We start from the raw sequence: 13,814 nt of genomic DNA, 5'->3' as shown, positions 1-13,814 counted from the left end.
AGCTACGGAAAAGCCCGCCACTGGCGGGCTTTTCTACTTGCAATGCCGGGCCCCGCATCGTCTCTAGGGCGCATGACCGAGCGAGCAAAACCCGCCACCGGCCATCGGCCTTTCTGTTCCTTCCAACCCCGCCGCCCCGCGCCCGCTTGCGCACACCGGGACATCGCATGCTGAGCCTGTCCAACCACGGCTTCAGCGATACGCTGGTAATCCTGGGCGCCGCCGGCCTCGTCATTCCCGCCTTCGCGCGCTTCCGCATCAGCCCGGTGATCGGTTTCATCCTCGCCGGCCTGCTGGTCGGGCCGTTCGGGCTCGGCAGCCTGGTCGGCCAGGCGCCCTGGCTCTATTATCTCACCATCTCCGACGCGCACTCGATCGAGCCGTTCGCCGAGTTCGGTATCATCCTGCTGCTGTTCTCGATCGGGCTGGAGCTTTCGTTCAAGCGCCTCTGGGCAATGCGATCGTTGGTGTTCGGCACCGGCGCGGCGGAGCTGTTCGGATCGGGGCTGATCCTTGCCGCATTGCTCTACCTCACCGGTCTTAGCACCGGCGGCGCGATCGGGCTCGGCCTCGCCCTCGCGCTCTCCTCGACCGCGCTGGTGATTCCGATCGCGGGCACGACCAGCCCGGTCGGGCGTGCGGCCTTCGCCATGCTGCTGTTCGAGGATCTCGCGCTGGTGCCGATCATCTTCGGGCTGGGCGCGATGGCACCCAATCCGGATGGCGCCGGTGTCACCAAGTTGCTGATGACGCTGGGCATCGGCGCGGCGACGGTCGCGGCGCTGTTCATCGGCGGCCGCATCGTGCTGCCGCGCATGTTCGCCCAGGCAGCTCGCACCAAGAGCCCGGAGCTTTTCCTTGCCGCCAGCCTGCTGGTCGTGATCGTGGCAAGCCTCGCCACCACGGCGGCGGGCCTGTCGCCGATCGTCGGCGCGTTGATCGCGGGCTTGCTGATCGCCGAGACCGAATATCACGGCGAAGTCGAAGCGATTACCGCGCCGTTCAAAGGCCTCGCGCTCGGTGTTTTCCTGCTCACCGTCGGCATGCAGCTCGATCTGGGCTTCGTCGCGTCCAACTGGGCGGCGCTGCTGGGCGCAAGTTTGCTCGTCATGGTGGTGAAGGTCGCCGTGACGACGGTGCTGCTGCGCCTCTCCGGTGCGCGCATGGGCACGGCCGCGGAGACCGGCGTGCTGATGGCCAGCCCTTCGGAGACGACCCTCATCGTGCTCGGCGTCGCCGGGGCGGCAGGGCTCATCGCGCCCGGCACCGCGGCCTTCTGGAGCGCCGTCACCGCGATCGGCCTTACCGCCACGCCGCTGCTCGCCAAAGCAGGTCGCGGCGCGGCACGAAAGATCGAAGGCAAGAATGGCGCCCAGATCGAGAGCGAGGAACTCGCGCAGGTCGAAGGCGGTACGGTGGTTATCGGCTTCGGTCGCGTCGGGCGGACGGTAGCCGAGATGCTCCGCCGGCATGACAAGCCCTATGTCGCCGTCGATGCCGACATCGACACGGTGGTGCGTGCGCGTCGCGCCGGTTTCCATGTGCTGTTCGGTGACGTCACCCGCAGCGAACTGGTCGACCAGCTCCAGCTCGGCCGCGCCCGCGCGCTGGTACTGACGATGGACGATCCCGTGCTCACCGTTCGCCTCGCGAAGCGCGTGCGCGGCTGGGTCCCGAACCTGCCGATCATTGCGCGCGCGCGCGATGCCGCGCACGCGGCCGAGCTCTACAAGGCCGGCGCGACCGACGCGGTGCCGGAAACGCTGGAGAGCTCGCTGCAGCTTTCCGAGGCGCTGCTTGTCGATCTCGGCCTCGGCGTCGGACCGGTGATTGCATCCATCCACGAAAAGCGCGACGAGATGCGCCGCTCCATCAAGGAAGCTGCCGGGTTGCAGCGCGAACCGCGCCTAAACCGTTCGCGGCGCAACCCGAGCACCGAACCAACCGAGGCCTGACCTATGCTGCTACCCCTCGTCCTTGCCCTGCTCGCCCCCTTGCAGGGCGACGCTGTTCCGGATCCGCTTGCACCCGCCAAGGCAGGGCGAATCCGGTGCGTCGATCCCGACCGCAATGCCCGCACCTGCGGCACGATCGTCCGCTACACGCTGCGCGGCGATGGCAGCTTCGATGCGCTGGTGACCGGCGTGGTAAACCGCGATCCGCTGATCGTGCTGGAATATTCCACCTTCGGTCAGGTTCGCGAGGGGGCCGTGTGCAGCCGAGTCCGCCCCGCCGATTTCAATGCAGGCAAGCTGACGAGCAACGGCACGGCGCTGAGCCCCGCGCTGGAGGCGAACACGCGCAGCAAGCTGCTCGAGGCGCTGCAGCCGCTTGCCGGGCATGAGCGTTGCTATCGCGACGCGGGCGCCGGCGAGCTGACGGTTAATGTCACGATCGACGGCCTGCTCCGCGCCGACATGAGCCAGACGGCGATCTGGGTATTGCCCGAGGACGGCTACGCCCCCGGGCGCTGACCCTTGGGATCAGGCGGCGACCTGGGCTTCCGCCAGCGCCGCCTTCACCGCCGCGAGCGCGTCGGCACCCTTGGCCCCGTCCGGACCGCCGCCCTGCGCCATGTCCGGACGGCCGCCGCCGCCCTGGCCGCCGAGCACCGCCACCGCGACCTTCACCAGGTCCACGGCGCTGACGCCGATTCCGTCGCTGACACCGACCGCGACCGACGCACGGCCCTCGTTCACCGCGACCAGCGCGACCACGCCGCTGCCGATCCGTGCCTTGGCCTCGTCCACCGCGCCGCGCAGCGCCTTGGCTTCCAGCCCGTCGAGCACCTGGCCGACGAAGTTGATGCCGTGCACCTGCTCCGGACCTGCCGGTGCAGCCCCGGCACCGCCGCCAAGTGCCAGCGCTTTCTTGGCCTCGGCCAGTTCGCGCTCGAGCTTGCGGCGCTCCTCGACCAGCGCCGCCACACGCGCGGGGACATCGTCCGGCGCGGTCTTGAGCGCGGCGGCGGCTTCCCGCAGCCGCTCGTCGCGGGCGTTGAGCCACAGCCGTGCGCCCTCGCCGGTCAGCGCCTCGATACGGCGCACGCCCGAAGAGACGGCGCTTTCCGAGACGATCTTGAAGATCGCGATGTCGCCCGTCGCGTTGACATGCGTACCGCCGCACAGCTCGACCGAATAGGACGCATCCTCGCCCAGCCCCATCGACAGCACGCGAACCTCGTCGCCATACTTCTCGCCGAAGAGCGCCATCGCACCCGCGGCGATCGCGTCGTCCGGGGTCATCAGGCGCGTCTCGACCGTGCCGTTGTGGCGGATCTGCGCGTTCACATCGGCCTCGACCTGCGCGATCTGCTCGGGCGTCAGCGCCGAGGGGTGCGAGAAGTCGAAGCGCAGCCGCTCGGGCGCCACCAGGCTGCCCTTCTGGCTGACATGGGTGCCGAGCCGCTTGCGCAGCGCCGCGTGCAGCAGGTGGGTCGCCGAGTGGTTGGCGCGGACCTGGTCGCGATGTGCGACATCGACCGAGAGGTGGACGGCGTCGCCCACGGCAACCTCGCCATTCTCGATCTTGGCGTGATGCGCATGCAGACGGCCGAGCGGCTTCGACGTGTCATCGACCAGCGCGCGCAGCTTGTCGTTGCCGATCACGCCCACATCGCCCATCTGGCCGCCGCTCTCGCCGTAGAAAGGCGTCTGGTTCGTGAGGATCGTCACCGTGTCGCCGGCGACCGCCTTTTCCACCCGCGCACCGTCCTTGACCAGCGCCACCACCTGGCCCTCGCCCTCGGTGCTGACATAGCCGGTGAATTCGGTGCCGCCGAGCTCGTCGGCGAGATCGTACCACAGCTCTTCCGAGGCCTTCTCGCCCGAGCCCTTCCAGGCGGCGCGGGCAGCACGCTTCTGCTCGGCCATCGCGGCGTCGAAGCCGGCGCGATCGACGCCGATCTCGTTGGCGCGTAGCGCGTCCTCGGTCAGGTCATAGGGGAAGCCGAAGGTGTCGTAGAGCTTGAACGCGGTCGCGCCCGGCAGCGTGTCGCCGGCCTTGAGGCCCACCGTCGCCTCATCGAGCAGGCGAAGGCCGTTGGCGAGCGTCTGGCGGAAGCGGGTTTCCTCCTGGAGCAAGGTCGCCTCGATCAGCGGCTGCGCGCGGACCAGCTCCGGATAGGCAGCGCCCATCTCGGCGACCAGCGACGGCACCAGCCGGTGCATCAGCGGATCCTTCGCACCGAGCAGGTGCGCATGGCGCATCGCGCGGCGCATGATGCGGCGGAGGACATAGCCACGGCCCTCGTTCGCCGGCAGCACGCCGTCCGCGACGAGGAAGCCCGACGAGCGCAGGTGATCGGCGATCACGCGGTGGCTGGCGACCTGATCGCCGCTCGCCGACGTGCCGGTCAGCGCCGCCGACTGGTCGATCAGCGCCTTGAAGGTGTCGATGTCGTAATTGTTGTGGACGCCCTGGAGCACGGCGGCGATGCGCTCCAGCCCCATGCCGGTGTCGATGCTGGGCCGCGGCAGGTCGCCGATGATCTCGTCATTTTCCTGCACGAACTGCATGAAGACGAGGTTCCAGATCTCGACGAAACGGTCGCCATCCTCCTCGGGCGAGCCCGGGGGGCCGCCATAGATGTGCTCACCGTGATCGTAGAAGATTTCGGAGCAGGGGCCGCAGGGACCGTCCGAGCCCATCGCCCAGAAATTGTCCTTGGTCGGGATGCGGATGATCTTGTGATCGGGAAGCCCTGCGATCTTCTTCCACAGGTCGAACGCCTGGTCGTCGGTATGGTACACCGTGACGGTCAGCTTCTCGGCCGGAATGCCCCATTCCCTGGTGAGGAGCGTCCAGGCATGGGTGATCGCCTGCTCCTTGAAATAGTCGCCGAACGAGAAATTGCCGAGCATCTCGAAGAAAGTGTGATGCCGGGCAGTATAGCCGACATTGTCGAGATCGTTATGCTTGCCGCCCGCGCGCACGCACTTCTGGCTGCTGGTCGCGGTGCTGTAGGGGCGCGATTCCAGGCCGGTGAACACGTTCTTGAACGGCACCATGCCCGCATTCACGAACATCAGCGTGGGATCGTTGTGCGGCACCAGCGGCGCGCTGGGGACGCGGGCATGGCCCTGGCCCTCGAAATAGTCGAGAAACGAGCGGCGGATATCATTGGTCGACGTCATCAGGCCGACTTAGGGGCGAGCGGGCTTTCGCTCAAGCGAAACACGTCGATCGACGTCATCGTTCCGCTCCATAGTGGCGAGATAGCCAAAGGCCGCCGCCCGTACCCGCGTGCCGAGCCGCTCCGCATCCTCTTCCCCGCGCTCGCCGGCCGCGTCCACCATGCCCTTGACCAACGCAATCAGGTCGCCCGCGGCCTCCTGCCGATCGGGTATCCGCGGAGCGGCGGGACGGAAAAGCGCGGCGTCGATCAACTGCTCCAGCACCTCCGTCACCCCCCGGTTCTCGTGCTGCAGCGGCAGTCGCGCTTCCTCCACGTCGATCAGCCGGGCGAGGTCCGGGCGGCGCAGCTGATGTCCCACGGCCGCGTCGATCAGGATCTGGAGGGCCGTGGCCCAGTCCGGTGCCCGCGCTGACTCCCGCGCATCGGCAAGGAACCGGGCCGTCTCGCGCCGGATCAGTGCCGCGGTGATCGCATCCTTGTCAGGGAAATACTGGTAGAGCGAGCCGATGCTCGCCCCCGCCCGCTCGGCGATGGCATTGGTGGTGTAGCCGGACGGCCCTTCCGATTCGAAAATGCGAGCCGCCGCCTCGACGATCGCCTCCACCATCGCTTGCGCACGCTGTTGCCGCGGCCGTTTACGCGGCGTTACCGCCATGACACCCCCACCCTTTCCGAATGCGAGTAGGCCGAAAGCGGCAGCCGACGCACCCTTGGCGCACCCCAACCAAGGAGTTTTGAACGATGACGACCGACATACCCGCCAAGACGGTAATGACCATCTTCATGCTGGTGAAGACGCGCCGTTCCTGGCTGTCGATGCCGCCGGCGGAACGCTTCGCCAAGATGCGCGCGCTGTTCGATCCGCTCTTCGCCGAGTTCGGCGATCGCCTGGCCCTGCGCTTCTTCGACGTCGAATTCTACGATGCGCGCGTGACCGACCTGTTGATGTGGGACGTGCGAGATCATCATGCGTGGGAGATGCTGGTCGAGCGCCTCCGGGAGACGCCCTTCTGGGACGAATGGTTCGAGATCGTCGACATCCTTCCCTCCGTCGAAAATGCCTATGCCGACAATTATGCGCAGCAGCCGATCGGCGTAGCGGCCTGACGTCATCCCATCGGCTGATCGATCGAAACCGGCGGGGTCGAGAACCATTTCGGCCCCGCCTCGGTCATGTGGAAACAATCCTCGAGCCGCACGCCGAAGCTGCCGGGAATGTAGATGCCCGGTTCGTCCGAGAAGCACATGCCCGGTTCGAGCCGCGTTTCCTCGCCCCGCACCAGATTGACCGGTTCATGGCCGTCGAGCCCGATGCCATGGCCGGTGCGATGCGACAGTCCGGGGAGCTTGTAGTCCGGCCCATAACCCAGCGAAGCATAATATCCACGCACCGCGTCATCGACGCTGCCGGCCGGCGCACCGAGCTTCGCCGCAGCGAACGCTACCTGCTGGCCCTTCGCCACCTGCTCCCAGACCTTCCGCTGCTGCGCGGTAGCCGTACCATGCACGAAGGTACGCGACACGTCCGACTGGTAGCCCAGGACATTGCAGCCGCAGTCCATCAGCACGATCGCGCCGTCACGTACCGGCGAGGGCGTCCTGGTGCCGTGCGGATAGGCGGCCCCCTCGCCCACCAGCACCATGCTGAACTCCGGGTCGCCGCCCAGCTTGCGCGTCGCCGCGTCCATCAGCTGGGACACGTCGTGCTGGCGCATACCTTTCTCAACCCGAGCATATACAAAGCGATAGGCCGCGATGGTGATATCGGTTGCGAGCTGCATCAAGGCAATTTCAGCCGGGCTCTTGATCATCCGGCAGCCGCGAACCACCGGATTGGCCGAGGTAACGCGCAGGCCATGCTTCTGCAGTCCATCCACAGCGAAGAAGCGAACCGTCTCCTCGATGCCGACGGGCAGCCCGGCCAGTTTTCGGTCCTTGAGAAAGCTCGCCACCACGTTGAGCGGATCCGCATCCTCCTGCCAGACCCGCACTTCGGCCGGAATTGACAGCGTCTCGCGGGTGCGCGGCTCTTCGAAGAAGGGCGTGACAATGCATGGCTCGCCCTCGGCCGGCAGAATGGCCGCGGTCAGCCGCTCGCTCCGACCCCAGCGGATGCCGGTGAAATAGACGAGGCTCGCCCCCGGCTCGATCAGCACTGCGCCGATGCCGTTTGCCCGCATCAGCCGCTGCGCCTTGACGAGCCTGGACCGCCGCTCCTCCGGCCCGATCGGACGCGCATCGCCGGTCATGTCGCGAAGCTGCGCCAGATCCGGCTCTGCCGCCCGAACGATCGCCGGCAATCCCAGGAGCGGCATCGCCGCCATGCCACCGATCAGGTTTCGCCGCGTCGTTGCCCAAACCGTCATCCTGCGCCCCTCGTCAATCTTTCCCCGATCGGGTAGGACGAAGCGGGGGTAGACGGCAAGCATCTCCGGCATGCCGAACAGGGGTGAAGGGACCATGCGACTCGTCGCTATCGCACCGGTACTGCTCTTGCTGGGCGCGGTCATGCCGCCTCGCGCGACGGAGATCGCCGCCGCTTTCAGCCCGCATTGGTGCGGGGACGCGACGGACCCGGCTGCGCGTCCTGCGCTGTTGGCGGGCTATGGCCCCGGCGGCTTCCCGGTCCAAACCGGCAATGCCCAGGCGCAGGCCTTTTTCAACAATGGCATGCAGCTCGCGCACGCCTTCGCGCACAAGGCTGCGATTGCCGCCTTCCAGGAATCGCGGAGGCTCGACCCCAATTGTGCGATGTGCAGCTGGGGCGAGGCCTATGCCGCCGGCCCGACGATCAACTATCCGATCGATGCCAAGGAACGGGCGCGGCTCGCGGAGGTGGTCGCCAATGCCGAACGTCTCGCGACGAACGGCACGGAAAGGGAAAAGCGCCTGATCGCCGCGATGAAGCTGCGCTACACGGGGGACGCTCGGCAGGGCAACAGGGCTTTCGCCGATGCGATGGATGCGCTCGCCCGGGCCCATCCGGACGATGACTCGATCGCGGTGGTCACGGCCGACGCGCTGATGATCGCCTCGGATTTCAAGTCCGAACAGATGGCGCGGCCGGTAGCGCTGCTGGAAACCGTGCTGAAGCGCAATCCGGATTTTGCCCCGGCCATCCATTTCTACATTCACGCAACCGAGGGCGCGGGCGTCCCGAAGCGCGCCGAGCCCTATGCCGATCGCCTTGCGACGATCGCCCCTGCGGCGAGCCACCTCGTGCACATGCCGTCGCACACCTATTACTGGGTCGGCCGCTATGAGGACGCCGCCATCGCCAACCAGAAGGCGGTGGAACTGGGCTTCGCCAATGCCCGGCGACTGAAGCTCGACGCGCCGGATGGCGTGTGGACGCTCGCCTATCATGGCCATAACGTCCAGTTCGGGGTTGGCGGCGCGCTGATGGCCGGGGACGCGACGCGCGGACTCGCGCTTGCCCGTCCCCTGGTCGAAATGGGGGCACGGGCGAAAACGCTCGACCCGTTCAAGCAGGTGGTGCTCGGCCAAGGCTATATCGCGCTCGCCCAATTTGCGCCGCTTGCCGAAACGCTGGCGATTCCGGCGCCGCCCAAGGATGCCATCATCGCCCAGGCATTCTGGCATTACGCGCGTGGCGAAGCCTATGCGCGGGCCGGAGATCGCGACGGGCTGCGTGTCGAAGCGCGGGCGCTGCCGGGCAAGATCAGGGGGGATACCCTGGGTGGCAGCGCGACCGCCGCGGTAAAGCTCGCCCGGCTTGTACTGGAAGGCCGCGCGGCGATGCTCGATCATCGGCCGGACCGCGCCGCCAAGGCATTTGCCGGCGCAGCCGTGATCGAGGAGGCAAAACCTCTGTCGGAATGGACCGATCCGCCGCTCTGGTGGTACCCGGTGCGCCGCGACCTCGCGATTGCACTTCTCGAAAGCGGAAAGGCGCGCGAAGCATTGGCCGAAATAGAGGCGTCGTTACGCCATCGTCCACAGGACCCCGTCGCGCTTGCCGCGCGCGGTGAAATTCAGGCCAAACTTGGTAACGCGCGTGCCGCTCGGCGCGATTCCGCAGCGGCGCTTGCGCACTGGCATGGGGCCTTGGCGCCGCTTGGCTAAGCCGCCGGGCTTGACCCGGGGCCAACAATCCCCTTCCCTCGCCCGACGATTCTTCGGGGAGCAAAAGTGGGTAAACGTTTAACTTGGTTCATCCTTGCGGCGCTGCTGCTGGGCGGACTGATCGGCTGGGGCCTCAACCTCGGCTATGGGGGTACGGAAGCGGGCAAGGCGACGCTGGAATCGATCGCCTATGGTCTGGACATCCCCACCCAGATGTTCCTCCATCTGATCAAGATGATCATCGCACCGCTGGTCGTCTCGACGCTGGTCGTGGGCATCGCCCATATGGGCGGCGGCGGCGCGATCGGGCGCGTAGGACTCAAGGCGTTCTTCTGGTTCGTCTGCGCGAGCCTCGTGTCGCTCACCCTCGGCCTGATCCTGGTGAACCTGCTCCAGCCCGGCACCGGCCTCCACCTGCCGCTACCGCCGGCGAACGCCTCGAGCGGCGTCGATCGCTCGGCTTTCGACGCAGCCAAGTTCTTCACCCACATCGTGCCGACCAGCGCGATCGAGGCGATGGCGAGCAACGACATCCTCCAGCTGGTGATCTTCTCGCTGTTCTTCGGCGTCGGCATGGCGGCGGTGGGCGACAAGGCAAAGCCGCTGCTGCGCGGGTTGGAAGCTTTGGTTTCGGTGATGCTGACCGTAACCGGCTATGTGATGCTGTTCGCGCCGGTCGCGGTGTTCTGCGCCGTGGCGCGGACGCTGGCGACCAAGGGGCTGGGTGTGGTCGGCGACCTCGCCTTCTTCATGGGCAGCTTCTATATCGGCCTCGCCGCGCTCTGGGCGGTGCTGCTCGGCGCCTGCTTCCTGGTGATCGGGCCGCGCACCGGCCTCTTGTTCCGCTATCTGCGCGATCCGATCCTGCTCGGCTTCTCGACCGCCTCGTCCGAGGCCGCCTATCCGCGCACGCTCGATGCACTCGATCGCTTCGGCGTGCCGCCGCGCATCGCCAGCTTCGTGCTGCCGCTCGGTTATTCGTTCAACCTCGACGGCTCGATGATGTACATGACCTTCGCGTCGATCTTCATCGCGCAGGCCTATGGCATCCATCTCGACTGGGCGACGATGATCCAGATGCTGCTGATCCTGATGGTCACCAGCAAGGGCATTGCCGGCGTGCCGCGCGCCAGCCTGGTGGTGATCACCGGCACGCTCGCGCATTTCAACATTCCCGAGGCGGGCGTGTTGCTGATCCTCGCGGTCGACCATTTCCTCGACATGGGCCGCACCGCGACCAACGTCGTCGGTAATGCCGTGGCGGCGGCGGTCGTGGCGCGCTGGGAAGGCAAGCTCGACGATCCCGACGAGGCCGAACCGGCGGTGCGACCGCTCCCCGCCGGGGGGCCGCGTGACGCGGACAAGTTCGAAGACTATGCCGGGAGCTGAACGCTCCCGGGAATTTCACGCATAGGCATAGGGCCCGCCCGCCTTCAGCGCCCGCTGATAGGCCGGGCGGGCGTGGATCTTCTCCAGGAACGCCGCGATGTGCGGGCGGCCATCGAGAATGCCGGCGCGCTTGACCGCCGCCTCCATGGGAAAGCTCATCATCACGTCCGCCGCGGTGAAGGTGTCGCCGGCAAACCACGGGCGCTGGGCCAGTTCGCCTTCGACATAGTCGAAATGTACCTCGGCCATCGGGCGGAACTTCTTGAGGCCCAGCTTGCCGAAGAACGGCACGCGGGCGAGCACCAGCATGACCAGCAGCGGCGGCATCAGCGAGCCCTCCGCATAATGCAGGAAGTGGCGATAGCGCAGCGCATCCTCGCGGTTCGCAGGTGCGCCGAGCTTGCCCTCCGCCTTGTCGACCAGATATTGCAGGATCGCGCCGGTTTCAGCGACCACCGTGCCGCCATCCTCGATCACCGGCGACTTGCCGAGCGGGTGCACCTTCTTCAGCTCGGGCGGGGCGAGCATCGTCGCCTTGTTCCGCTCGTAGCGCTTCACTTCATAGGGAATCCCGAGTTCCTCCAGCAGCCACAGCACCCGCTGCGAGCGCGAATTTTCGAGATGATGGACGATGATCGTCACGTCGGCCTCTCCGGTGAGCGCGGCGCTTGCCGTCGCTTGCTGCACAGGTCGGCAGCTTGCGCGACGCCGGAGCGCCGCGCAAGCTGCCGTGGTGCCGATCAGGCGAGCGTGCGCACCTTGGGCTCGCGGTCCCAATAACGCTGCTTTGCGGCGTCCACGAAGCCGGCGAGATCGGTGACGCCTTCGTCAGGCTCCACGCCCGCCTTGTCGAGCAGCGGCTGGGCGGCAGCGTTGGCGCCGATCGCCTTCAGGTGGCCGAACGCGTCCATCACCCACTGGACCGCCGCGCCTTCCTTGACGAGCTTGGCGGCGGCCTCCTCCGACAGGATCACCGCGCAGGCGTCGACCGTCACCGAAGGCTGGCCGAACAGCTGGGCATCGGCGGCGATCTTCGATCCGTCGGATAGCGGCACCGCGCCGACCTTGGGCGCGATCGTCATCGCGTTGCCGCCGGCTGCCTTGATCGCATCCTTGAGCGTCGAAAGCTCGCCCGCATCGGTGCCGTCGGCAATGAGGATGCCGACAGTCTTGCCTTCGAGCGTGTGAAGCTCGCGCGGGCCGCGGATGATGCGGAGCGCGGGCGACGGCTCCATGTCGAGCACCGGGGCGGCGGTCTTCGACGCTTCCGGCAGATCCATCGCCAAGCCATCGGCGACGCGCTGGGCCAGCGTCTCGTCGACATTGCGCAGATTGGCCATCACCTGCACGCGGATATGCTCGAGGCTGACCTTGGACAGCTCGAACACCAGCGCCGAGGCGATATGCGCCTGCTCGGCCGGATCCATCGAGCGGAAGAACAGCCGGGCCTGACTATAGTGATCGGCAAAGCTCTCTGGCCGGATGCGAAGCTTCTGGCCCTGCTCCTCTGCCGGGAAGGTCTTGTAGCCCTTCTGGGGATCCTCGCGCGCGCCGCCTTCTTCGCCGGCTTTGGCGAGGCTGTTCGGCTCGTAATTGGCGCGTCCCTTGGGCACCGCCATCTGCATATGGCCGTCGCGCTGCTGATTCAGGAACGGACAGCCCGCTGCTTCGGCGCGGCCCTTGGCGGCGTTGATCGGCAGCTGGTGGAAATTGACCGAGCCCAGCCGCGACAGCTGCGTATCGGTATAGCTGAACAAACGGCCCTGGAGCAGCGGATCGTTGCTGAAGCCGATGCCGGGGACGACATGGCTCGGCACGAACGCCGCCTGTTCGGTTTCGGCGAAGAAATTGTCGGGATAGCGATCCAGCACCATCTTGCCGACGATGCGCACCGGCAGCACTTCCTCGGGGATCAGCTTGGTCGCGTCGAGCACATCATAGGGCTGCACGTTGGCGAAATCCTCGTCGAACAGCTGCACACCGAGTTCCCAGGTCGGGTAATCGCCGCGGTCGATCCGCTCGAACAGGTCGCGACGCTGGAAATCGGGGTCGGCGCCGGCGATCTTCACCGTCTCGTCCCAGATCGTGGAGGCGAGCCCAGCCTTGGGCTTCCAATGAAACTTGACGAAGCTGCTCTTTCCCTCCGCGTTGATGAAGCGGAAGGTATGGACGCCGAAGCCCTCCATCGTGGCGAAGCTGCGCGGCAGCGTCCGGTCGGACATCGCCCACATGATCATATGGGTCGATTCGGGCATCAGGCTGATGAAGTCCCAAAAGGTGTCGTGCGCAGTCGCCGCCTGGGGATAGCCGCGATCGGCTTCCATCTTGGCGGCATGGATAAGGTCCGGGAACTTGATCGCGTCCTGGATGAAGAAGACGGGAATGTTGTTGCCGACCAGATCCCAATTGCCCTCGCGGGTGTAGAATTTGACCGCAAAGCCGCGCACGTCGCGCGGGGTGTCGACCGAACCCGCGCCGCCGGCGACAGTGGAGAAGCGGACGAACACCTCGGTGCGTTGGCCCTTTTTCTGGAACAGGTCGGCGATGGTGACGTCGGCCAGGCTGTCGGTGACTTCGAAATAGCCATGCGCGGCCGAACCGCGGGCGTGCACGATGCGCTCGGGAATGCGCTCGTGATCGAAATGGTTCATCTTCTCGCGGAAGACTTCATCCTCGATCAGAACGGGGCCGCGCGCGCCTGCCTTCAGCTGATTCTGGTTGTCGCTGATCGGCGTGCCGTGATTGGTGGTGAGCACCGGGTGATCGGCATCGGTCACCTGGTGGGTTTCGCCGCCAGCGGGGGCGTTACGGATATTCTGATCGGTCATGGGGAGTCCTCGCGAGAGTGCGAAGCTCCAACGACCCGTGGATCAGGCAGTTGCGCCGGGTTGGTGATCCATGTCGATTTCGGCCGTAGCTGGGCGGCTTGCCGTCGCGGCAGCGATCAACGCGTGCAGCGCGGATTGATCATCGGGAGAGACCGCGCTCAGGCAAACATAGCGGCCGCGCCGCCCCTGGCCCCGCAACAGTCCAGCCGGATCGGGCAATGTGGCGCCCTCGGCAAAGTGGAGCAGCAGGTTGGGCGGGTCGACGACCAGCCGCAGCAGCGTCGCGCCACCATCCGGCGAGGTATAGAGAAGCGACCGCCCGCCCCCGTGTGCCGTTTGCCGCTGCACCGCCTGGGGCCATGCCGACTGTAGCA

11 protein-coding genes are annotated in these 13,814 nt (G+C 66.7%); 5 read left to right on the top strand and 6 right to left on the bottom strand.

Features of this window, described 5'->3' with window-relative positions; genetic code table 11:
• The first annotated feature begins 167 nt into the window (after nt 1-167).
• Both A7X12_RS17170 and A7X12_RS17165 read left to right on the top strand, forming a co-directional pair.
• Nucleotides 168-1,955 (top strand): cation:proton antiporter domain-containing protein, encoded by a 1,788-nt coding sequence (locus A7X12_RS17170; protein ID WP_064312682.1) that lies wholly within the window; start codon nt 168-170, stop codon nt 1,953-1,955.
• Between the two features lie 3 nt (nt 1,956-1,958).
• Nucleotides 1,959-2,474, top strand: a complete 516-nt coding sequence (locus A7X12_RS17165) for a hypothetical protein (RefSeq protein ID WP_064312681.1) — start codon at nt 1,959-1,961, stop codon at nt 2,472-2,474.
• Between the two features lie 9 nt (nt 2,475-2,483).
• On the opposite strand, the gene alaS is transcribed toward A7X12_RS17165, so the two are convergent.
• Both alaS and A7X12_RS17155 read right to left on the bottom strand, forming a co-directional pair.
• A complete protein-coding gene (alaS, locus tag A7X12_RS17160) occupies nt 2,484-5,135 on the bottom strand; it encodes an alanine--tRNA ligase (protein ID WP_064312680.1) in 2,652 nt (883 codons plus the stop codon).
• Nucleotides 5,136-5,144: 9 nt separating this feature from the next.
• A complete protein-coding gene (locus A7X12_RS17155) occupies nt 5,145-5,792 on the bottom strand; it encodes a TetR/AcrR family transcriptional regulator (protein ID WP_064312679.1) in 648 nt (215 codons plus the stop codon).
• A gap of 86 nt (nt 5,793-5,878) precedes the next feature.
• On the opposite strand from A7X12_RS17155, the gene A7X12_RS17150 reads away from it, so the two are divergent.
• Nucleotides 5,879-6,244 (top strand): darcynin family protein, encoded by a 366-nt coding sequence (locus A7X12_RS17150; RefSeq protein WP_064312678.1) that lies wholly within the window; start codon nt 5,879-5,881, stop codon nt 6,242-6,244.
• 2 nt (nt 6,245-6,246) lie between these two features.
• Here the strand turns inward: A7X12_RS17150 and A7X12_RS17145 are convergent, their stop codons facing one another.
• Entirely contained in the window at nt 6,247-7,503 is a 1,257-nt protein-coding gene (locus tag A7X12_RS17145; RefSeq protein ID WP_064313028.1) for a M24 family metallopeptidase, read from the bottom strand.
• A gap of 94 nt (nt 7,504-7,597) precedes the next feature.
• Here A7X12_RS17145 and A7X12_RS17140 point away from each other — a divergent pair, with 94 nt between their 5' ends.
• Nucleotides 7,598-9,223: a hypothetical protein gene (locus A7X12_RS17140; RefSeq protein ID WP_064312677.1), complete on the top strand. Its 1,626-nt coding sequence runs from the start codon at nt 7,598-7,600 to the stop codon at nt 9,221-9,223.
• Between the two features lie 66 nt (nt 9,224-9,289).
• The gene (locus A7X12_RS17135; RefSeq protein ID WP_064312676.1) at nt 9,290-10,612 is read left to right on the top strand and encodes a dicarboxylate/amino acid:cation symporter; all 1,323 of its coding nucleotides are present in this window, start codon (nt 9,290-9,292) and stop codon (nt 10,610-10,612) included.
• A 15-nt stretch (nt 10,613-10,627) separates the two neighbouring features.
• On the opposite strand, the gene A7X12_RS17130 is transcribed toward A7X12_RS17135, so the two are convergent.
• The 3 genes from A7X12_RS17130 to A7X12_RS17120 all read right to left on the bottom strand — a co-directional run bounded on the left by A7X12_RS17130 (nt 10,628) and on the right by A7X12_RS17120 (nt 13,788).
• Nucleotides 10,628-11,254: a glutathione S-transferase family protein gene (locus A7X12_RS17130; protein ID WP_064313027.1), complete on the bottom strand. Its 627-nt coding sequence runs from the start codon at nt 11,252-11,254 to the stop codon at nt 10,628-10,630.
• A 98-nt stretch (nt 11,255-11,352) separates the two neighbouring features.
• Entirely contained in the window at nt 11,353-13,440 is a 2,088-nt protein-coding gene (locus tag A7X12_RS17125) for a catalase (protein ID WP_064312675.1), read from the bottom strand.
• 42 nt (nt 13,441-13,482) lie between these two features.
• Nucleotides 13,483-13,788 (bottom strand): hypothetical protein, encoded by a 306-nt coding sequence (locus tag A7X12_RS17120; protein WP_232318559.1) that lies wholly within the window; start codon nt 13,786-13,788, stop codon nt 13,483-13,485.
• Between the last annotated feature and the right edge of the window lie 26 nt (nt 13,789-13,814).

This window comes from Sphingomonas sp. TDK1 (assembly GCF_001650735.1).
Classification (GTDB): Bacteria; Pseudomonadota; Alphaproteobacteria; order Sphingomonadales; family Sphingomonadaceae; genus Sphingomonas.
This window is presented reverse-complemented; position numbering and strand designations above follow the sequence as displayed.

Excerpts from the sequence above, each read along its gene's own strand:
- A7X12_RS17150 (WP_064312678.1), top strand. The coding sequence starts at position 5,879 with ATGACGACCGACATACCCGCCAAGACGGTAATGACCATCTTCATGCTG.
- A7X12_RS17165 (WP_064312681.1), top strand. The coding sequence starts at position 1,959 with ATGCTGCTACCCCTCGTCCTTGCCCTGCTCGCCCCCTTGCAGGGCGAC.
- A7X12_RS17125 (WP_064312675.1), bottom strand. The coding sequence starts at position 13,440 with ATGACCGATCAGAATATCCGTAACGCCCCCGCTGGCGGCGAAACCCAC.
- alaS (WP_064312680.1), bottom strand. The coding sequence starts at position 5,135 with ATGACGTCGACCAATGATATCCGCCGCTCGTTTCTCGACTATTTCGAG.
- A7X12_RS17140 (WP_064312677.1), top strand. The coding sequence starts at position 7,598 with ATGCGACTCGTCGCTATCGCACCGGTACTGCTCTTGCTGGGCGCGGTC.
- A7X12_RS17170 (WP_064312682.1), top strand. The coding sequence starts at position 168 with ATGCTGAGCCTGTCCAACCACGGCTTCAGCGATACGCTGGTAATCCTG.
- A7X12_RS17155 (WP_064312679.1), bottom strand. The coding sequence starts at position 5,792 with ATGGCGGTAACGCCGCGTAAACGGCCGCGGCAACAGCGTGCGCAAGCG.
- A7X12_RS17145 (WP_064313028.1), bottom strand. The coding sequence starts at position 7,503 with ATGACGGTTTGGGCAACGACGCGGCGAAACCTGATCGGTGGCATGGCG.